Source organism: Paenibacillus lentus, from assembly GCF_042714055.1.
Classification (GTDB): Bacteria; Bacillota; Bacilli; order Paenibacillales; family Paenibacillaceae; genus Fontibacillus; species Fontibacillus lentus_A.
In genome coordinates this window covers 301,575-321,446 of sequence record NZ_JBHGVC010000001.1, presented here as the reverse complement: position 1 = coordinate 321,446, position 19,872 = coordinate 301,575, and the positions used below count along the sequence as shown (strand labels likewise).

Below are 19,872 nucleotides of genomic sequence, written 5' to 3'. Positions count from 1 at the left end.
CTTTCAGATACGCGGCGACTTGGTTTGCATTGGAATTTGAAACGACCCTTCTTCATCCGGCGCCGCAGCTTCCTCTGTAATACCCAGCTCTTCTTTGATCCACTCATATCCGTCTGCTTCTAACCGCTCCGCTAATTCCGGCCCCCCAGACTTTACGATGGTTCCTTGCATCATCACATGTACGAAGTCCGGCTTGATATAATTAAGCAGTCGCTGATAGTGCGTAATAATTAAAAATCCGCGGTCTGCACTGCGCAAAGCATTGACCCCTTCAGCAACGATGCGCAGCGCATCAATATCCAGACCGGAGTCGATTTCATCCAGAATGACCATAGACGGCTCGAGCATCATCATTTGCAAAATTTCATTTCGCTTTTTCTCCCCGCCGGAAAAGCCCTCGTTCAAGTATCGATGCATAAATTCCGGGTTCATTTCCAGCGTCTGCATGCTTGCTTCCATCATCCGCACAAATTTGATCAACGAGATTTCCTGGCCTTCCTCACGCCTTGCATTGATCGCACTACGCATGAAATCGGAATTCGTGACCCCCGTGATCTCACTTGGATATTGCATAGCCAGAAACAATCCCGCCCGTGCCCTTTCATCCACTTCCATCTCTAGCAGATCTTCTCCGTTCAGTGTAACCATCCCCTCCGTCACTTCGTACTTGGGGTGTCCCATCAAAGCCGAGGCCAATGTACTCTTTCCTGTTCCATTCGGTCCCATCACGACATGAATTTCTCCGCCATTTACCGCAAGACTCAGACCTTTCAAGATTTCTTTTCCTTCTACTGCCGCCTTCAATTGTTCAATCCGCAGGCTCACTGTCATTTCATCGCCACTCCTTTTCATATGCGTCGTTCAACCCGTATTCTTACAAAAACTACCGATCAGATACGTATCCATTTCATCGTATATTCACTTTTTTATCTTCAGTAAACATCCTCCAATCGTCATCATTTTGTTTACTAGTAAACATAATATGTGATAATGATTCTCATTGTCAACAATCATTTGAGAAACCACCATGAAAATTCCGGTCATGGAAAGGAAAAGTCCCGAGAATTCCTTGACAAGGTATCTGGTAATGCATAGGCTAAAATAGAGTGAGCTAAGGATTGGTTTCATCATAATGAATGCTTAATTAAAGGAGTGTCCATGAAAAAAGACAAGGAAATACTTCACGACCACGGACAAGATTTAAGCCATGCTTTAAAGCAAATGCCTGATGTGGAATATTTTCTGGACGGAGCCACTGTCTTTCAACAGCTATGCGACGGCTCACGTTTGCGAATCCTTTGGTTACTCTGTCATTGCGAGGAGTGCGGGAACAATATTTCAGCCGCTCTTGGCATGAGTGCCGCGTCTGTGTCTCATCACTTGAAGTTGCTGAAGCTTCACGGTCTCATCAAAAGCAGACGTGCGGGGAAAGAAGTTTATTATTCACTCGCCGACAATGAAAGGGCACGTCTGGTTCATCAAATGGTAGATGATTTTTTTCAAATGACTTGTCCGAAGAAAGGACTTGCAGATCACAACCTCAATCGATAAAAAGGAGGCGTGTTACTCACAGAATTTATCCGGTAACACCCCCCTCAACATTAAACCAGCGCTCTTTCCCCTTGTTCTTGGGCTGCTGTTTTTCGCGTATTGAGTTTTTTTACATTGAGTGCCCGAATTGCGTTGATAATTGCAATGACGGATACTCCAACATCAGCAAATACTGCTCCCCACATTGTTGTGACACCAAGCGCTCCCAGAACCAGTACAATTCCTTTGACACCCAGAGCAAAAATGATGTTTTGTTTGACGATACGGAGTGTTTTTTTGCTAATCTTCATCACTGTGGCGATTTTGGATGGCTCATCGGTCATGATCACAACATCCGCAGCTTCAATCGCCGCATCGGAACCCAAGCCACCCATGGCTATGCCGATATCGGCGCGAGCAAGAACGGGTGCGTCATTGATGCCGTCACCGACAAAAGCCAGTTTTCCGTGTGCGCTTCTCTCCTTCATTAATTCTTCCATTCGTTCAACTTTATCCGCTGGCAACAGCTCAGTATAGGCTTTGTCTAGTTTGAGCGTAGCGGCAACCTTTTTACCTACGGCATCGGCATCGCCGGTCAGCATGACGGTCTGCTTGATTCCTGCCGATCTCAAAGCTGCGATAGCGTGTGGTGCGTCCTCCTTAATTTCATCCTCAATGAGGATATATCCCATATACTCATTGTTTACAGCAAGATGAACTACGGTACCTACAAGTTTCTTTTCTTCGTAGGATATGCGTTCACGTTTCATGAGCTTGGCGTTGCCCGCCAACACGACCTTGCCATCGATCACAGATTTCACACCATGGCCGGCGATTTCTTCGATATCTTTGATGCGGGAGGAATCAATGGTTCTACCAAATGTCTTCTTGATACTCTGTGCGATAGGATGGTTGGAGTAATCCTCCGCATATGCTGCTAATTCCAACAACTCCTGACCGGTCATTTTGTCGGAATGCATCTCACTGACCGCGAAGCTGCCTTTTGTCAGCGTACCGGTTTTATCAAACACGACCATCTCTGTTCTGGCCAAAGCCTCAAGATAGTTGCTTCCCTTCACTAAAACGCCGGATTTGGATGCCCCGCCAATTCCGCCGAAAAAGCTGAGCGGTACCGAGATAACCAAAGCACAGGGACAGGAAATGACGAGGAAGGTCAGCGCTCGTTCAACCCACATACCGAATGACTGACCCGTGATAAGCGGTGGAAGTATGGCCAAAATGACCGCCGCGAAAACAACGATCGGGGTATAGTATCGGGCGAATTTTGTAATAAAGTTTTCACTCTTGCTCTTTTTATCGGAAGAATTCTCTACCAGCTCCAGTATTTTCGCTACCGTGGACTGGCTGTATTCTTTGTTCACTTGTATGGTCAGTTTACCGGTTTGGTTGATGCAGCCGCTAATCACATTTTCTCCGGCGTGTACTTCCCGCGGAACAGACTCTCCCGTAAGAGCTGATGTATCGATTGCGGAGAAACCGTCTGTAACAACTCCATCCAGAGGGATTCGCTCGCCAGGCTTCACCATAACGAATTCATTAAGTTGTACTTCTTCCGGGTCGACCTGTATCCATTCCCCATTTCTAAGCACATTGGCGTAGTCGGGACGAATATCCATCAGTTCGGATATGGATCTGCGGGATTTTGAAACAGCATAAGATTGAAACAGTTCGCCGACCTGATAAAACAACATAACGGCAATACCTTCCGAATACTCCCCAAGACAGAATGCTCCGATCGTGGCCACTGACATCAAAAAGTTCTCATCGAAGACCTGTCCTCTAGAAATGTTTCTTATCGCTTTCCAGATGATGTCTCCACCAACGATAAGATATGTCGCGAGATATAGCAGAAATTCAGCGATGCCCTCCAACTTTAGCAGTAGTGCCGCTATGAAACCAACAGATGCAATAAGGATACGAACCAACTGTTTTACTTCCTTTTTTGACATGTCTCTATCCTCCTCCCATTTGAAAAAGCAGCGGCTGTATCTTCACAACCACTGCAGATTCAAAAGAACTATTTTGAATGTGGCTAATTTTGTTTTACTCGTTTTGAACCAAATCGAGGAGCTTATATCTGTCTGCCTAAGCCTCAATGGATACATCCGGTTCAAGTTTTTTTATAACCTTCTTGGATTCCTCAAGGACGGCGTTAAATTTTTCATCTGGAGCCTCTAGAATCATCCTCTGCCCCATAAAGTTAACTTTAACCTCGGTCACATCAGCCAGCTTGCGAATCCCATTTTCGATCTTCGCTGCACAATTTGCACAGTCCAGATTTCTCAGTTTATAGGTTTTTTTCATAAAAACTACTCCCTTCAAATATCGAATATTTTTTAAACAATCAAACCATATATCAATCAAATGATCGTTTGATTGTCTAAAAGTATATCCACTCCATATTTTGATTTCAATGAAATTTGGAAGGTGAGACCGATTGGACTAAAAGTTCGACGGTTTGGAATAACTCACAAGTCTATGAATTTGTCTATTTGAATTCGTGTATATTAAGATGGTGAAATAGAAATAAAAATCGGGGGAGAAACAAACCTATGGAAGCATCTGCTTTTTCACATTTCAGTAAAGGCACGATTGTAGCACGAAACAATGACCATGTTGTTTATCGGTTGGATCCTGAGTATGGGCAAGCTACTGCCTCGGTTTATGCTGTAATGCCTGGTGTTGAAGTGATTAGCTTTAACTTTCAGACAAGCCGATTTATACCAACATTTCACTCCAAGCGCAACATTCTGGAACTAAATCACTGTCAAGAAGGACGAGCCGAGTGCAAAATGAAGGACGGGTGCCTGCAATATATAGGCGAAGGTGATTTGTTCATGAACACAATGAGCAACCACAGTCATTGCATTGAACTTCCATTGGGCTACTATAAAGGCATGAACATTACGATTGACTTGGAAAAGTTTACAGGACAATTATCGAAATATCTGCCCGATTTTCTAATTGATGTCCAGGGGATCGCTGATCGCTTTTTTTTAAACGATGAGTGCTATTTCATACAGGCAAAGGAAGATATTCAGCATATCTTCTGTGGCATGTATTCGGTTCCTATAGAGGCCAGAACCACTTATTACCGGCTCAAAGTACTAGAAGTTTTAATATATCTTTATTACTTTGATGTAGCCAGTGAGACACAAAAGACATTTTATGCCCGACAGCAAGTTGATATTATCAAACAGATTAAAAAGAAAATGATAGAAGATTTTGATCGAAGATTTACGATTGAGGAACTAGCACAGCAATACTGTATCAGTCCTACTGTGCTAAAGACTACCTTCAAAGGAGTATACGGCGTTTCCATCGCGGCATATATGAAAGAGTATCGGATCAGGCAGGCTGCTTCTATGTTACATAAGACTCAAAAAAGCATCGGGGATATTGCTCTCGCAGTGGGGTATAAAAGTCAAAGTAAATTCGGGGCTGCTTTTAAAGAGATTTATAAAACGAGTCCACTCGAATATCGAAGCAAAAATCAAATCAAATTGAATTAACTCCTTTTGAATTTTGGTATATGTACGGATCTGTTTGGATCATCATCAAATCAATTAGAAGCCTTGCGGCACTTGCTGAATCCGACAAATTGTGATATTTTAGTTTCCAAGTTAACAATATGGAGTGTGATTCCAGATCAATGGATTATCCTGACAGCATCAAGGCGTTAATTTATGAACAGTTGCTTCACTTCTCTCATTTGCATGAACAGCGAATGGAGCTGGAACTTAAAGAAATCAAAGAAATGGTGCAGCTTCATCAACTTAAAGGCGTACCTGGAAGTCTATCGACCATCCATGTTCTGGACTGCATCGGCCATCATGAACCGATTAACCATTCCGCGATTGTCGAAAAATTAAAATTGTCGAAGGCAAGCATTACCAAGATCAGCAAGAAGCTGCTTGCCCTTGACCTAATTCGTCGAACCCAGCTAAACGATAATCGCAAAGAAGTATATTTTCGTCTAACGCCCCCTGGGAAGCAGCTGTTCGAATTGCATCGGGATATGCACGAAGTTGAGGAGCAGCGCTTTATGCGATTTTTGGACGATTACTCCGAAAGCGAGCTGCAGACGATTTTTAAGTTTTTTCAAGGGATGGCCCGGTATATAAACGAGAGATAAGCAAATTTTTTTTAATATTTTTGTTTACTAGTAAACAAAAGTAAGGAGGAATCATATTGAATTTTCCCCAAACGATAAAAGAACGCAGAACCATCCGGAGATTCAACACAACACCGGTAGCGCCGGAACTGGTTGTATCCTTGATGAATAATGCGGCAAGCCTGTATGAAGCCGAAGGTACGCCGCGCTGGCGCTGCCTTTTCGCCGGCACGCCGGAGTCGCGTCATAGGTTGGTTGAGAGCATGATGGCCAAGATGAAGGAAAGCCGATTCGTTAAGCTCATGCCCACTAAAATGATTGATTTTTTCATAAAACGAGTAACGGATATTCCAGCTCACCTGATCTTTATCGCGGAATCCGCCTCCGATCGGCGGCATAGCGACGAAAATTACGCTGCCGTCTGCAGTGTGATGCAAAATTTTCAACTGCTTGGCTGGGAGCACGGGTTGGGCGCGTTGTGGGACACCGACCCCATGTTTCAAAGCGAGTCATTTCTTGCGGAAATCGGTTTGCAGGAGGGTGAAAGGTTTGCCGGGATTTTGCATATCGGGTATTTCGATAAAGCGCCGAGAGCCCGAAGAAGAACGCCGGCAGAACAGAAATGGACCGCAATCGGCGAAGGCGGAAAAGCGGATGGGCTTCAGTCAGAACGCGTCCGGATTTCGGCGCAAAGCATTCTGGAGGTACTAAATGATGCCGTCTGGGCCCCGAACGACGGACTAAGAGAACCGTGGCGCTTTATCTATGTGACGGGCAGCGAAGCGGCCGCCAAACTCTCGGATTCGTCTGGAAATGCATCGTCGGCTTTCCTCCTGATTGTGGCAAAGCAAGATGCTGATCCCCACAAGCAGGAGGAGGATTACGCGGCGGTATGCTGTTTGATCCAGAACGTTCAACTGTTGGTTAAATCCAGACCGTGGTACGTGCGCCGATCGATACCGAATTGGATTTATGACCGGGATCAGTGCAAGCCGTTCGGCATTCTGTCGGAGGAGCGGATCGTAGCGCTACTGGAGCTCGGAGAAAACGATCGATCGCCGCATTCGGAACCATCTCCTCCCCCACTCCTTAACATCACGCATCTATGACGATATTTATTTAACAGTGGTTGGGATGATGTGGACTTTTCTGGAGAGCAATCTCTATTTTCGCCACACAAAGGCCGTACGGTCATTTGTGTGGCTTTTTTGCGTTCAAAAAAGGAGGAAAATGACTTGATGAAATTATGGCACTATGCATTGATCGTTTTTTTAAGAGGTTCCTTTTCCACATTCGTTTTTTTGAGTGGCTCCCGAATTGCCGGTTGTCATTACCATGTCCTCTTTAGTGCTGGGAGAAGCCATAAGCTGGTCTCAGTGGATTGGTGTGATCATCATTCTGGGCGGGATTATTTACAGTAACTTTCGATTTGATGTTTGGAACAGAAAATCTTTAAATAAAGCTGACAACCATTATGTAAGATAAAAGTGCGTGACAAAAAGCCCGCTAAACCAAATGTGATATGCTCCCTAATCGAAGTACTTGATCCTTACTTCCAAATGAAGTATATTAATTTTATTTCGACATTACAGCAGGTCTAAAAAAGGAGGAGCTATGTCACCACGTACCAAAGAACAGAATGACGCGATCCGGGAGATGCGGATGAACCAAATTATGCAAGCGGCTGCAGAAGTGTATTTGGAGAAGGGCATTCAATTGGAAATACGCGATGTTGCCGCCAAGGCAGAGCTCGGCTACGGAACCGTGTATCATTACTACAAAAATAAGCACATGCTTTTGGAAGATTTACTGTGGGATGCCCTGAATCGAACGGAGTCGGCAGTATCCCTCCCCACTTCGACGGGCGACGGAAGCAGTTTGCTTAAAGCTGAGTCGTTCTCCAGGCTGCTCCTGCAGAAATGCATCCAGGATCCTTCCGTATTTATTTTGCTTAAAACGGTTGCGGATAATTTTCATCACTTCCCGGGAAACCGGTTCATCAAGCTGTTTGCCGATTTTCAGGAACGGATCTATTTGCCGTTTGTGGAAATGATTCGTGAAGGAATCGGTTCCAAATCGCCGGAGAAAACAGCTAATTTGATATTTGGCTCGCTTGTTGGCTACACAGCATTGAACATCCACCACAATATGCGGAACGAGATGGATGTGCAAGGGATCGTCGATATGATTTTTTCAGGAATACAGTCTAAGGAGAGATGAATGGGATGGTCATCCTGAAATCGAGAGCAGAAATTGAAGAAATGAGAAAAGCCGGTAGAATTGTCGCTGCATTTCATCAGGCAATCGCAGGTATGATCCGGCCGGGTGTCACGACGCTCGATATCGAGTCGTTCGCGGTGCAGTTCCTAAAGGAGAATGACGCCAAGGCTTATACGATCGGCTACAACGGCTATCCGTTTGCGACATGTGCGTCTGTCAACGACGTCATTGCGCATGGGTTTCCGAACCGGAAGCCGCTCAAGGAAGGCGACATCGTCACAATCGACATCGTCGCGGAGGCGGATGGCTGGATCGGCGATTCAGCTTGGTGTTATGCGGTCGGCGAGGTGTCGGAAGAAGCCCGTAATCTGATGCGGGTAACGAAAGAATGCTTAGATCTTGGTATCGAAAAAGCTCTCGTCGGAAACCGGATCGGCGATGTCATGCACGCGGTTCAAACCCATGCCGAGCGAAACGGATTCTCGGTGGTGCGGGATCTGCTCGGTCATGGCGTAGGAAGGGCGATGCACGAGGAACCTAATTATCCCCACGTCGGGAATCCGGGCAAGGGGTTCCGCTTGAAAGAAGGAATGGTTTTTACGATCGAGCCGATGCTAAATGCCGGAAAAGCGTTAATGACGATCGACGCCGACGGATGGACCGCCAGAACCGCTGACGGATCGCTTTCCGCACAGTACGAGCATACGATCGCCATTACTGCGGATGGCCCGATTATATTGACCGAACAATAAAATCCATCGCCACATTATATCAACCACACCATTCATAAAGTTCAAGTGTTGACCCACCTTCTATTCGTTAAATGTTCCAACGATGGTAGCACCGTGTTTCTTGAATTTTTATGTAATATGGGTACTTTCCCTGGACGAGAAAAAGGGACCCCATCCACATCGGACGGATCCCTGCTTCAATTTCTTACGGCTTGGCGGTTTCGTTAATCTTCTCGAAGTACGGGGCCAGCTTGGAGGCGAGCTGCTCAAACTGCTGCTGTTCTTCTTTGGTCAGCTTTTCCTCATGTTTGATTCCTTTTTCATCAGTCATCTTCAGCTTTAATTGAACGATCTGCTTGAACAGCTCCATAAACTCCTTTAATTCGTCATCCGTGAGCTTGTCTTTTGCTATTTGAAGCATTCCTTCAATCTCTTGATAACTTTCCTGTGATCCGCCGTGCTGTTCAATGGTTTTAACAGAACCGAATATATCATCGGCTAGATAGGAAGAAGCAAGTACGGCAGACGGTATCAGGATTGCAACTGCGGCAATACCTGCGAGCAGACGTTTTTTCATGCGAGATCTACCTCTCTTTTCGTTCACATAGTCTTGATAAGACTGTTGGACACGTCCATACAACTCGGGTGGGTAATGCATCGAATCTGCCACCTGACGAAGCTCTTCACGCAATTCCTTATCAATGGACATACGCATCTCCTCCCGTCATTTCGAATCGTTTCCGGAGTTCTTTCAGTGCCAGATGATGCCTGGATTTCACTGTGCCAAAGGGGGATCTGCAGAATGTCTGCGATTTCTTCCAGCGCATAGTCGTGAGAATAGCGCAGGATGACGACCACACGTAGTTTGTACGACAACTGGCGGACAAGGCTGAACAGCTCACGCTGCATTTCGGACTGCAGGACAGCTTTGTCCGTCCAGTCGAACTGTTCACAAGTCATCTGGCGGTTTCGTTCAAAGAGGCGAATTCGCCGCCAGGCCTTTCTTTTCCAATCCTGGACAAGACGGACAGTAATCCCGTGCAACCAAAACCGGAATGGCCGATTCGGGTCGTACTTGTGAAACGACCGCCACATGTGCATGTAAACTTCATTCACGATATCCTCAATGTCCTGTTTGTTGTAGACGAGAAAAGCAACCGTCCGATAGACGTCTTGGTGAGTCGCCTGATAGACAAGCTGAAAGGCCGACTCGTCGCCCAACGTCGCTTTATCGCCACGAAAGTAACTCTTTATCATTCATGGGGGCCCCTCCTGAACGTGTTACAACTATTAATTCGCTCGTATGGGGAAAAAGGTTCAGTAAGAGAATAAACTTTTTTGACAATACTCGCATTTTAGAAAAAATCAATGAAACATTCCTCGGCTTTGCTAAATGATTATATCAACTTCAGCTCTATACTTCCGAAAATCTTTAGGTGTTCTTTCCTGGTACTTTTTAAAAGACTGAATAAAGTGATTGACGTGATTGAAGCCTACCTTGTGGGCTATCTCGGTTATGGTATCGTCCGTTGATATTAATAATTCGCTGCTTTTCTTGATTCGATATTTAATCAGGTACTCGTATGGCGTCGTGTGAACCGTTTTTTTAAAACACCGGGTGCACTCCGAGACGCTCAGATGCGCGACATCAGCAATCTCTTGCAGCGTTACAGGACGTGAATAGTTTTGATGAATGAAGCTGAGCATTAATTGCAGTCTTTCCTGCTGCCGCTTCGTGTTTTTCGACGCTTCCTCGGGAGAGAGCGAAATATTAGAAATCAAGGCAAACCATAGCTGTACGGTTTTAATCGAAATTTCGTATTCCCATCCCCAGCTTTTTTTCATATTGAACTTCTTTCTCATTTCCCAAAGCATGTCCAATACCTCCTTCTCCCACTCCGCGTCTCCTTTGATGACGAGTGAAACTAAAGAAGAATTGGTATAAGGGAGCACATAATTTTTTTCCATGGCGCTGTCCGTGTGAAAGGCGAGCAACTTTTCGGGAAAATTGAAACTCACATATTGACCGTCATGCGTTAGCTGAGTCGTGACATGAAGTATTCCTTTGTTGATCAGAATCGCCTGGCCGGTTTCCAGCTCATGATTAATTCCGTTAACTTGAATAATCAGTTTCCCTTTCGTCACCAAAGTGATCTGCAGCTCTTCGTGCCAGTGCAGGTCGCTGAATCCTCTGCCTTCGGGAATACTTGTATGAAGCGTATGCGTGTACATGATATAAGGAAACGAAAGGTCGGGATATAGAATAGTCTCGTGAAGCTGCTTAGACATTATAAGAAACTCCTTTCTATGACGATATATCTATATAAAAGAAAGATATAATTGCACAAAAAAAGAAAAAACGATGATATTATTATATCAAATCTTTGGCTTATCACTAGCCTGTGCACAGACGTTCGGGTAAGCCCTCTTGGAGGGTTATAGTTTGGAAGAATACAAATCGTCGCTAACGCTTTATCCTTATGTACTGCTTTTTATCGCCATTCTATCGGTATCCGTCTCTTCTATCATGATCAAATCTTCGGATACGCCAACCGCGATTGCGGGTATGTACAGGCTTTATCTATCGGCAATCATTATGCTTCCTTTTGTCCCCTGGAAATCGCTCCGCTCCTCGAAACTGGACTCCAAGGATTGGAGTACCGTTTTTCTAGCAGGTCTGCTGCTGGGGCTGCATTTCTTGTTTTGGATGGAATCGCTGGTATTTACCTCAGTGGCGAGTTCCATGGTAATCCTGGCGTTACAGCCTTTGTTTGTCATGATCGGTTCGTATTTTATGTTTCGGGAACGAGCGAGTTTGCTTACCGTTATCTGCTTGATTGCCGCCCTGTTAGGCTCGGTAATTATCGCTTGGGGAGATATTGGAGTTTCAAGAGAGGCTTTGATCGGGGACGGTTTGTCTCTAATAGGAACCATATTGCTTTCGGCTTACATGTTGATCGGACAGAAAGTGAGCCCAAAAATCAATGCAAATCTATACAGTGTCGCCGTCTTCTTTATTGGCGGAAGTGTCCTGCTCGTTTACAACTTGTTGAATAACCTTTCTTTGACCAGGTACAACACTTCGGATTGGACGTATTTCCTTCTGCTTGCGATCGTTCCCACGATATTCGGACAATATGTTTTCAATCTGCTGCTCAAATCCATTGGTGCAACAACGGTTTCTGTAGGCATTATCGGCGAACCTGTTTTGGCCATCCTGTTGGCTTATCTGTTTTTGGGGGAAACCATCTCCATATTTCAATTTGTAGGCGGGTTGATTACACTTCTAGGCATGCTAATGTACTTTTGGCTGCAATCCTTACAGTATTCAATTGCCAAGCATCCTTCGGATTGACTGGTACAGGAGCTTAAGGAAAATAATGAATGAGGGTGAATGTTGAAATGGCAACTTTCGACGATTTTTTGAAATTGGATCTCCGTGTCGGCACAATTACCAAAGCCGAGTTTTTTGCAAAAGCCAAAGTCCCGGCCATTAAATTGGAGATCGATTTTGGATCGGAGATCGGAATTAAAACATCCAGCGCGCAAATCACCAAAAGGTACACCGCTGAAACCGTTATTGGGAAGCAGATCATAGGGGTAGTTAATTTTCCTCCACGCCGTATAGCGGGATTCAATTCGGAAGTTTTGGTTCTTGGCGGCTTGCCTGAACAGGGAGATGTCGTTCTGTTGAGGCCTGATTTTGAATTGCCTGACGGTACGCCGATCGGATAATAAAAAGCAAAACTCACCGCTCAGGGCTCACCTCTTTCGGTGGGTTTTACTTTAAGCATCGAACGGACATTTAGATGTCGAATTGCTTCTCTGAAACATAGGCTTGATAAATAACGACAACAACGTCCTATTGGATTTGAGGATAAAACATTAACAGTACTTGTGTTTCTACATGCTTTTACTGCTTCTTTCTGGAACGGATGAATAATATTACAGCGGACATAATCACTAGGATTACACTGGAGGTGTACTTTACTAATTATCATGCTGCAGGCTGTTACCATTGCATAGATGGGGCGGCCATGTCTGCGAGAACAAATGGACGCTGGATGGATGATTTTGGATGGTTTTTTTCATAAAAAAATGGTACATTATTTGGGGATTAATGCGAAAGTGTGTTCGTGTTATATATGTGTTATTGGGATAACGCGCAAGTTAGGATACACTTTCAGGCTCGTATTATTTATATTTTGGGAGGGCTTCGGATGGACAAGGATTCTGTTTATAGAACAAATATTATAGGTGCTGGCGAGGCTGGCAGCGCCATCTCGGTCGACATGGATAGGAATTCTATTCATAAAACAAACAGCATCTTTTGGGACACAAAAGGAAATGACATCTTAGGGGCAACTGCGCTTCCTTTCTATGGATCATATGTCTCAGAAGATAAATGCCAGCTTTTTGGCGATGTCTCAGGGAAAAAGATGCTGGAGATAGGCTGTGGAACCGGTCATTCCTTGCAATATCAGGGGGAACGCAAAGCATCTGAACTATGGGCTGTGGATATATCCGAAAAACAAATCGAAAAGGCAAAGCAACATTTGACGGCATCCGGCCTTTCAGCAAAATTTATCTGCTCTCCCATGGAAGAAGAATGTGGCATACCAATAGATTATTTTGATTTTGTTTATTCGATATATGCCATAGGCTGGACCACCGACCTTGAGGGTACTTTTTGCCGGATTGCTTCTTACCTTAAAAAAGACGGTGTATTTATTTTCAGTTGGTCTCACCCTATACACAAATGTGTTGCTGTAGAAGATAATATGCTTGCTTTTAAAAAATGTTATTTCGATGAATCTTGGTATTCGGTATCTCTTGATGAAGGTACGCTAACATTATCGGATCGTAAGCTATCAACCTATGTGAATGCGCTCTCCAAAGCGGGATTTGTAATTGAGCAAATGATTGAGGAATCAGATGATGAAATTATGCAATCGCGGGATGATAACAGCGATTTTGCAAAAAAAGCAAAGATGCTTCCTGTAACTTTCGTAATCAAGGCAAGAAAACTATAGTATCCGATAGCTTAATCATCACTAGCAAATTTTTAATACATCGCCAATTCAGTATTTCCCATAGTTCTATCTCATCTTTATAAGACAAGAACTTATATCATTAACCCTTTTCTCCTCTCCAATGATTCTTTAAAGAACCACTGATTCGAAAATTCAGTGGTTTTAGTAATTCATTTTGAAATACTTACTATTACATTTTTAGGCATTTATAGAATATTTCATTAAAAGAGTCCTGATCTTCAGCGTAGTTTTCTGTATATTTTTAGTGGGCAAAATGTGCAATCGCCTGATGGTGATATGTTGGAAGCGGATGACGAACGACGGGAACGCCTTCATGCGAGGCTCGTTGAAGAGCTTCAACGTAATATTGTCCCCGTCGTGAAAGATCGTTCTTTCCCGCGTGAAAAGCAGACAAAGGCCAACAAGTTCAGCATGACGAAGCGGCAAGGACTTTAGCTTAAGTTAACAACATTGACGTCCACCCTGTGGTTTCCGTTCTGGCGGCAAAAGGTTTTTGAGGCGTTCCCATTAGTCATCCCGAATATAGTAGAAATTCGTCACTCCGCAAATCTATGTTCAACCCGAAACGCAAATTCATGAAGATCGCGGAAACGCCGGCCTAGCAACTCATACCCCTCGGGTCCGGGGTGCAGGCCGTCCGTCAGAAAAACTTCATCCTCCGGGCCGAGCCAGTTCAGACCATCCTGATAGTACAACTGGCGATCGCCCCGTTCCCTGAGCAGCTCCACGGTCTCGCGAATGGCTTCACGCATCATGGGCAGGGTGAAGCCCAGCGAATTGAGCTGCGTTTCGCGGACGGTGCCATAAATCGGAGAAATGACAAGCAGCGGGGTCTCCCTGTGTTTGTCGCGTATCGTCTCCAGCAGTCCAATCAGCAGCGGCTTGAACATGCGAGGGCTCAAGGTACCTGCGCCATAGATGTTCACGCCCGCACATATGGAGATGAAATCGGCCGGCAAGTCGCGAATCAGCCGCCCGATCATCGGTTCCATGTGGCAGTTGCCGGAGAAGCCGAGATTGGTCAAGCTGAAGCCGCAGGCTTCGGCAGCAATAGCAGGCCAAGTGCGAGAGGGGCTGGAAGCCCCGACGCACTGGGTAATGGAGCTGCCGTAAGTAATCCAGCGGGGCCGGGTGTCCGGCAGCGGGACTCCGACGGCATGGGCATCAATCCGTATGCCGGTGACGGTCATTCCTATATTCTGCGGGAGCCAAATCTCCAGATCCTTGGTTCCGGCGGAGAGTCCGCTGAACAAGGCTTCTGTCGCTCCGGCAGGCAGGCTGAGCGTCTGGCATAATTCTCCTCCTGCCACGCAATCCATGGCGGCGGCATCCGCAAGCGGGGCGAAAGATACCACCGCCTCTGTGGAGTTCGTGCGCAGCCGCAAGCGAACACCGGCACAAATCTCGGCTTTGGCCTCGATTCCCGCAGGCGGATACAGTTCGTAATCCATGTAAGGAATACGCCAGGGTTTGATTCCCTCCTCCCGGTGCTCGAGCGACACGGTGCCATGAAACCACTCATCCGTTAAGGGTAGCTGCTTCACGGCGTATTCCCTTCCTTCTGCTTCTCAGCCGGTACAAAATCCTCTCCCAGCCATACATCCTGCTCCAGCAGACGCTGCTGGAGCTCGGCTACGGAAATGCCGCGCGAGCCGGCGTCATCCCGCAGCGCCAATGCAGCAGCGGTTCCCGCCGCTTGGCCCATGGAGAAGCAGTTCGGCATCACCCGCAGGGAGCCTTGAACCGCCCGATCCGAGGATACACAGCGTCCGGCAACCCAAAGATTGTCGATGCCAACCGGCAGCATGATCCGGTACGGTACGCCGTGTGAAACCCCCGGCGGCAAGTGGTTGAAGGTCATGTCGCTTTTGCTGTTGGCGAGATGAATATCGATGTAGTATGCGTTGCGGGCAATGTCGTCTGGGAAGGAGCGCGCAGCAAGGAAATCATCGACCGTCAGGATATAGTCCCCTTCGATACGCCGCGTCTCCCGGATGCCGAGCTGCTCCCCGCTCGCCACCATATGGGCGTGCTCAAAGCCCGGCACATAGCGGCGGAAGAACTGCAGCTGGCGTTCCGCCATGCGGCGTCCTTCAATCGCCCCCCGCGTCAAATCCTCGGCAAGGGTGCCGTCCACGCCGAATACATGGCCGAAGTTGACCCCCACCAGATAGTCGCTGACCCAAGCAAGGCCGGAGATCGACTTGCGGCCCTCCGGCAGCGCACCGTCCTTGATCGCCAGCTCCACCGTCTTGTGCAGCTGGCCCGTATCCCCGCTCTCCTCCAGGAACCGGTTGAACTTCGGACGATCCACATTCGCAAGCAGATAACACATGCTGCCGGGCTGAAGTTCGCCCGCTTCCCCGCCCTTCTGAAAAGGAACTCCCGCCAGTGCGGCAATATCCCCATCACCCGAGCAATCGATTATATACCGGCAGGGGATGAAAGAACGTCCCGTTTTGTTAACGACAACGACACCTTCAACCTTCCGGCGATCCTCAGACAGGACAACATCGTAAACAAAAGTGTGATACAGCGGCGTAACGCCGCTTTCCAGAATGGCATCGTCATAGACCCGTTTCAGCACCTCGGGATCGATCGGCACCCAATCCAGCATCTCTTGATATTCCTCGCGGTACTCCGGTTTGCATGCCAACTTCATCCGTTCCATCAGCCCCAGGCCGAGACCGCGAATAATCGGCTTTCGCTTATCCGTAAAGGGACAGAAGGCCGGAACGAGCGAAACCGTGCCCATGCCGCCAAGGAACCCTCTCTGTTCCACCAGCATCGTTTGCGCTCCCCCTTTCGCAGCGGCAATGGCCGCGGCAATTCCGGAAGCTCCGCCGCCGATGACCAGCACATCCACCTCGCGGGCAACCGGAATGCTGACGGATGGCAGAGTAATATGTCCGTTCATAGAAACCTCCCCCATTTCTGTTTAGCTTTATCATGTCATCATTGCTTATTTGACGGTGCCTTCCAGACAAAGATGCAGCAAATCGTCTACATGCGCAGTAGCCAGGCATTCTACGGTATCGGCGGCGCCGTAGTAGATTTTGACTTCCCCGGAATCCTCCAGTATCATGCCCCCGGGAAAAATAACATGATTGCGAAAGCCTCCATCGGTCTCATAAGCGGCTTCCGGCGCAAGCAGCGGCGCCTCGGCCCTGCCGATGATCCGGCTGGGATCGGCAAGATCCAGCAGCATAATGCCGGAAGTATAACGTTTCTTCCAACTGTCCTCCCAGCCGTTCTTGCTCCGGCTGCGATCGATGTCCACGGCATGGAACAGGGTCAGCCAGCCTTTGTCCGTTTTGACAGGCGGAGCACCCGGGCCTACCTTGTCATTGGCATAGGCCACATCTTCAACTGCCAGCAGCAGCTTGGAATTGCCCCAGTATTTCAAATCAGGCGAGTCGCTCATCCACATGTCAAAGCGGTCTATGCCGCCTCGGCTGTATACAGGCATTGGACGCTCCAGCCGGACATACTTGTCCCCGATCCGCTCCGGGAACAATACCATGTTGCGGTTGTCCGGCAGCGATAGGCTCAGCACCTCGAAGGAGCTGAAATCCTCGGTTACGGCGATGCCGCCGCGCAGCCCATGCTTGGTATCGACCGCAAAGCACATATAGCATTGTTCGCCGATTACCGTTAGACGCGGATCATACACACGGATGACTTCTTCATCATGCCAGGACCAGCACGGTTCCGGCTGCACATCCCACGTTATGCCGTCATCGCTGAAGGCCAGCCCAAGATTGGTCGTATGATGAGGGGCAACAATCCCTCTATGTTCATCACCGTAGTCATTGCGGAACACCATCACATATTTGCCTTTAAATTTGGCAACCCCGGCATTAAAGACCAACGCCGGACCGTAGGGCACATCACCCGGAGACAGAATCGGATTCGTGGAATGCCGGGTAATGACCGGGCTGGAGAACAAAGGTCCCACTGTAGAATTACTCATATGCATCAAACTCCTTGTAGATGGAAGATGGAATGGAATTGAATTTAACCTTTGACTGAACCTGCCGTCACCTGAATAAACGACTTGTTCGCCACAATATAAGCGAGCAGCATCGGCAGGATAGACAGACATGCTCCCGCCATCATCAAATGGATCTGCATGGCCGCGGAGGAACCGTAACGTAGATTCGCCAGCCCGACGGTGAGCGTCTGCAGCTGGGGATTCGTCATCGTGAACACCAGCGGCAGAATGTATTCGTTCCAGGCATGGCGGAAGGCAAACAGCCCTGCCACGCCCAGCCCCGGTGTCAAGAGCGGCAGAATAATCCGGAAAAAGGTACGGACGAACCCGGAGCCATCCACCATTGCCGCTTCATCAAGCTCGCGAGGAATCGCTTTGAAGAAACCCAGCAGCATAAAAAACGTGCTGGAATGGGCGCTGATCAGAATCAGGATCACGCCCCACAGCGTGGTGTTCAGGTTCAGCGCGACCATCAAATCGAATTGCGGGCGCAGCACAATGGCGCCAACGGATATAAACATCATCGAAGCCTGAGTCGTCACATACAGGGATTTTCCGGGAAAATTACGCCGATCCACCACATAAGCCGCCATCGAAGCTACCAGCAGTGTGCCTACTGTCACCATAATGCTGACAAAAGCACTATTCCAGGTATAGCGGGCAAAATTGGCCTGCTTCCAGGCTTCCGCATAGTTGACGAACTGCAGCTTGGCCGGCAGAAGGCTGCCGCCGGTCATCATTTCGGCGCCCGTCTTGAGAGAACCGGACATTGTCATCAACAAGGGAAATAATGTAAGTAACGCCGTTATCAATAAAAACAGCCACATGACCGTACGGCCCACTATTCTGCCTGTTCGGCCGGAAGGTGGGCTGGCGGCGATTTTGCCGCGACTGTCCGGCTGTTGGGGTAACACCTGTTCATTCATTTGCTGATCCTCCTGCACGCCTGCAGCCGTTCATGCTAAACCGATCTGCGGCGTTGTCATCAAATCGTAAGTGTCTTCGCAAAATTGACGTTTAACGCTGCTTAAAGTGGACTTTTTGAACATCTCTAATACAACTTGTTCATTTTACGGCTTAATAAGAAATACAAGCCAGTGATCGCTCCGACAATAACAGCGGTTGCGAAGCCTACGGCGCTGCCGTATCCAAGCTGCTGCTCTACAGCCGAACCCGTGGATACCGGGAACAACAGTTTGTACAGATAGAGATACATGACCTCGGTTTTGCCGATCGGTCCGCCTTCCGTGATGAGCATAATGCTCTCATAGCCTTTCAGGGATGCGATAATCGCAAGCATAATGACCAACTGGGCAACCGGTGCCAGCATCGGAAGCGTGATGCTCCAGAACCGTCTTCCGGCGTTCGCGCCGTCCATGGCCGCACTCTCGTACAAATCCTGCGGAATGCTCTGCAATCCGGCCAGAAACAGCAGCATATAGTTGCCTACCGCGCCCCATACCGCTACAAGAATGACCGTAAGCATCGCATGTTTCGGCCCAAGCCAGTCGATCGGCTGCGAGACCAGGTGCAGCTTCATCAAAACGGTGTTAACCATCCCGTTATAGGAGTTGAAGATCGTATAAAACACAACGGATATAACCGCGGTACTGATGATCGTTGGCATAAAATAGATCCCGCGCAGCAGATTTCCGCCCCGCAGCTTGCCGTTCAGGATGACCGCCAGCAGCAGGGACAATGGCAGCGTCAGTATCAGCTTGCCTCCGGCATAGATAAAGGTATTGCCAACTGATTCCCAGAACAGCCCGTCGCGCATCAGCCGACGGAAATTATCCAGGCCAACGAACAGCGGATCGCCGTATCCGGCATAGTCATAAAACATATAGCGCAGCATCCATAACAAGGGGTAGATGCCCAGAGCCGCCGTCAAAATGATGCTCGGGGATAGAAACAGGGAATTCTCCCCCAATCGTTTCCATTTAAAGCTCATATTCGTTCCTCCTTCCTTTTAAGTGCAAGTTCAAAAAGTCGGGTTTTCAAGACCGAGAAGGTTGGATGAAGCCAGGGACTGAGTAGCGGAGCGTAGGGTAACCTACGTGAGCAACGGAAGGCCCGGCTGAGTTCAAGATTCGACGTCGAATCGACTTCTTGAATGGCTTCGTCATGGAAAGATGACTTTTTGAACAACCTCTTCAGGAAAAGCAAAGGGGCATCCGCCAAGAAGTGCGCGGCAGCCCCATCCTTGCC

18 protein-coding genes and 2 pseudogenes are annotated in these 19,872 nt (G+C 47.6%); 10 read left to right on the top strand and 10 right to left on the bottom strand.

The window, feature by feature from the left end; all coding sequences use genetic code 11:
* Positions 1–3 precede the first annotated feature (3 nt).
* Positions 4–831, bottom strand: coding sequence for a Fe-S cluster assembly ATPase SufC (gene sufC / locus ACE3MQ_RS01380; protein WP_379389829.1), 828 nt, complete (start codon positions 829–831; stop codon positions 4–6).
* Positions 832–1,158: 327 nt separating this feature from the next.
* Between sufC and ACE3MQ_RS01375 the strand changes: the two genes are divergently transcribed.
* Positions 1,159–1,551, top strand: a complete 393-nt coding sequence (locus ACE3MQ_RS01375) for an ArsR/SmtB family transcription factor (protein WP_379389827.1) — start codon at positions 1,159–1,161, stop codon at positions 1,549–1,551.
* Between the two features lie 50 nt (positions 1,552–1,601).
* Here the strand turns inward: ACE3MQ_RS01375 and ACE3MQ_RS01370 are convergent.
* Positions 1,602–3,855 (bottom strand): annotated as a pseudogene (locus ACE3MQ_RS01370) (heavy metal translocating P-type ATPase).
* 248 nt (positions 3,856–4,103) lie between these two features.
* On the opposite strand from ACE3MQ_RS01370, the gene ACE3MQ_RS01365 reads away from it, so the two are divergent.
* The 5 genes from ACE3MQ_RS01365 to map all read left to right on the top strand — a co-directional run bounded on the left by ACE3MQ_RS01365 (position 4,104) and on the right by map (position 8,637).
* Positions 4,104–5,063, top strand: coding sequence for a helix-turn-helix domain-containing protein (locus ACE3MQ_RS01365; RefSeq protein WP_379389825.1), 960 nt, complete (start codon positions 4,104–4,106; stop codon positions 5,061–5,063).
* Positions 5,064–5,203: 140 nt separating this feature from the next.
* Complete coding sequence (locus tag ACE3MQ_RS01360) at positions 5,204–5,686, top strand: MarR family transcriptional regulator (protein WP_379389823.1); 483 nt, start codon at positions 5,204–5,206, stop codon at positions 5,684–5,686.
* 56 nt (positions 5,687–5,742) lie between these two features.
* Entirely contained in the window at positions 5,743–6,774 is a 1,032-nt protein-coding gene (locus tag ACE3MQ_RS01355) for a nitroreductase family protein (RefSeq protein ID WP_379389821.1), read from the top strand.
* A 505-nt stretch (positions 6,775–7,279) separates the two neighbouring features.
* Complete coding sequence (locus ACE3MQ_RS01350; RefSeq protein ID WP_379389819.1) at positions 7,280–7,885, top strand: TetR/AcrR family transcriptional regulator; 606 nt, start codon at positions 7,280–7,282, stop codon at positions 7,883–7,885.
* Between the two features lie 5 nt (positions 7,886–7,890).
* A complete protein-coding gene (gene map, locus ACE3MQ_RS01345) occupies positions 7,891–8,637 on the top strand; it encodes a type I methionyl aminopeptidase (protein ID WP_379389817.1) in 747 nt (248 codons plus the stop codon).
* A 184-nt stretch (positions 8,638–8,821) separates the two neighbouring features.
* On the opposite strand, the gene ACE3MQ_RS01340 is transcribed toward map, so the two are convergent.
* The 3 genes and pseudogenes from ACE3MQ_RS01340 to ACE3MQ_RS01330 all read right to left on the bottom strand — a co-directional run bounded on the left by ACE3MQ_RS01340 (position 8,822) and on the right by ACE3MQ_RS01330 (position 10,905).
* Positions 8,822–9,193, bottom strand: coding sequence for a DUF3600 domain-containing protein (locus ACE3MQ_RS01340; protein ID WP_379390693.1), 372 nt, complete (start codon positions 9,191–9,193; stop codon positions 8,822–8,824).
* 121 nt (positions 9,194–9,314) lie between these two features.
* Positions 9,315–9,877, bottom strand: a pseudogene (locus ACE3MQ_RS01335) (sigma-70 family RNA polymerase sigma factor).
* A gap of 128 nt (positions 9,878–10,005) precedes the next feature.
* The gene (locus ACE3MQ_RS01330; RefSeq protein ID WP_379389815.1) at positions 10,006–10,905 is read right to left on the bottom strand and encodes an AraC family transcriptional regulator; all 900 of its coding nucleotides are present in this window, start codon (positions 10,903–10,905) and stop codon (positions 10,006–10,008) included.
* Between the two features lie 154 nt (positions 10,906–11,059).
* Here ACE3MQ_RS01330 and ACE3MQ_RS01325 point away from each other — a divergent pair, with 154 nt between their 5' ends.
* From ACE3MQ_RS01325 to ACE3MQ_RS01310, 4 genes are all read left to right on the top strand, one after another.
* On the top strand, positions 11,060–11,971 hold the full coding sequence (locus tag ACE3MQ_RS01325) for a DMT family transporter (protein WP_379389813.1): 912 nt from the start codon (positions 11,060–11,062) through the stop codon (positions 11,969–11,971).
* Between the two features lie 47 nt (positions 11,972–12,018).
* Complete coding sequence (gene csaA / locus ACE3MQ_RS01320) at positions 12,019–12,351, top strand: chaperone CsaA (RefSeq protein ID WP_379389811.1); 333 nt, start codon at positions 12,019–12,021, stop codon at positions 12,349–12,351.
* A gap of 485 nt (positions 12,352–12,836) precedes the next feature.
* On the top strand, positions 12,837–13,649 hold the full coding sequence (locus tag ACE3MQ_RS01315) for a class I SAM-dependent methyltransferase (RefSeq protein ID WP_379389809.1): 813 nt from the start codon (positions 12,837–12,839) through the stop codon (positions 13,647–13,649).
* Between the two features lie 276 nt (positions 13,650–13,925).
* Positions 13,926–14,105 carry a hypothetical protein gene (locus ACE3MQ_RS01310; protein WP_379389807.1) on the top strand — a complete coding sequence of 60 codons (180 nt, stop codon included), beginning with the start codon at positions 13,926–13,928 and terminating at the stop codon, positions 14,103–14,105.
* 101 nt (positions 14,106–14,206) lie between these two features.
* On the opposite strand, the gene ACE3MQ_RS01305 is transcribed toward ACE3MQ_RS01310, so the two are convergent.
* The 5 genes from ACE3MQ_RS01305 to ACE3MQ_RS01285 form a co-directional block, all read right to left on the bottom strand.
* Positions 14,207–15,172, bottom strand: a complete 966-nt coding sequence (locus tag ACE3MQ_RS01305) for an SGNH/GDSL hydrolase family protein (RefSeq protein ID WP_379390691.1) — start codon at positions 15,170–15,172, stop codon at positions 14,207–14,209.
* A 38-nt stretch (positions 15,173–15,210) separates the two neighbouring features.
* Entirely contained in the window at positions 15,211–16,587 is a 1,377-nt protein-coding gene (locus ACE3MQ_RS01300) for an FAD-dependent oxidoreductase (RefSeq protein WP_379389805.1), read from the bottom strand.
* A 45-nt stretch (positions 16,588–16,632) separates the two neighbouring features.
* On the bottom strand, positions 16,633–17,643 hold the full coding sequence (locus tag ACE3MQ_RS01295; protein ID WP_379389803.1) for a glycoside hydrolase family 130 protein: 1,011 nt from the start codon (positions 17,641–17,643) through the stop codon (positions 16,633–16,635).
* Between the two features lie 44 nt (positions 17,644–17,687).
* Positions 17,688–18,590, bottom strand: a complete 903-nt coding sequence (locus ACE3MQ_RS01290; protein WP_379389801.1) for a carbohydrate ABC transporter permease — start codon at positions 18,588–18,590, stop codon at positions 17,688–17,690.
* Between the two features lie 125 nt (positions 18,591–18,715).
* On the bottom strand, positions 18,716–19,615 hold the full coding sequence (locus ACE3MQ_RS01285) for a carbohydrate ABC transporter permease (RefSeq protein WP_379389799.1): 900 nt from the start codon (positions 19,613–19,615) through the stop codon (positions 18,716–18,718).
* Between the last annotated feature and the right edge of the window lie 257 nt (positions 19,616–19,872).

Excerpts from the sequence above, each read along its gene's own strand:
- sufC (WP_379389829.1), bottom strand. The coding sequence starts at position 831 with ATGACAGTGAGCCTGCGGATTGAACAATTGAAGGCGGCAGTAGAAGGA.
- ACE3MQ_RS01375 (WP_379389827.1), top strand. The coding sequence starts at position 1,159 with ATGAAAAAAGACAAGGAAATACTTCACGACCACGGACAAGATTTAAGC.
- ACE3MQ_RS01365 (WP_379389825.1), top strand. The coding sequence starts at position 4,104 with ATGGAAGCATCTGCTTTTTCACATTTCAGTAAAGGCACGATTGTAGCA.
- ACE3MQ_RS01360 (WP_379389823.1), top strand. The coding sequence starts at position 5,204 with ATGGATTATCCTGACAGCATCAAGGCGTTAATTTATGAACAGTTGCTT.
- ACE3MQ_RS01350 (WP_379389819.1), top strand. The coding sequence starts at position 7,280 with ATGTCACCACGTACCAAAGAACAGAATGACGCGATCCGGGAGATGCGG.
- map (WP_379389817.1), top strand. The coding sequence starts at position 7,891 with ATGGTCATCCTGAAATCGAGAGCAGAAATTGAAGAAATGAGAAAAGCC.
- ACE3MQ_RS01340 (WP_379390693.1), bottom strand. The coding sequence starts at position 9,193 with ATGAAAAAACGTCTGCTCGCAGGTATTGCCGCAGTTGCAATCCTGATA.
- ACE3MQ_RS01330 (WP_379389815.1), bottom strand. The coding sequence starts at position 10,905 with ATGTCTAAGCAGCTTCACGAGACTATTCTATATCCCGACCTTTCGTTT.
- csaA (WP_379389811.1), top strand. The coding sequence starts at position 12,019 with ATGGCAACTTTCGACGATTTTTTGAAATTGGATCTCCGTGTCGGCACA.
- ACE3MQ_RS01315 (WP_379389809.1), top strand. The coding sequence starts at position 12,837 with ATGGACAAGGATTCTGTTTATAGAACAAATATTATAGGTGCTGGCGAG.
- ACE3MQ_RS01300 (WP_379389805.1), bottom strand. The coding sequence starts at position 16,587 with ATGAACGGACATATTACTCTGCCATCCGTCAGCATTCCGGTTGCCCGC.
- ACE3MQ_RS01295 (WP_379389803.1), bottom strand. The coding sequence starts at position 17,643 with ATGAGTAATTCTACAGTGGGACCTTTGTTCTCCAGCCCGGTCATTACC.
- ACE3MQ_RS01290 (WP_379389801.1), bottom strand. The coding sequence starts at position 18,590 with ATGAATGAACAGGTGTTACCCCAACAGCCGGACAGTCGCGGCAAAATC.
- ACE3MQ_RS01285 (WP_379389799.1), bottom strand. The coding sequence starts at position 19,615 with ATGAGCTTTAAATGGAAACGATTGGGGGAGAATTCCCTGTTTCTATCC.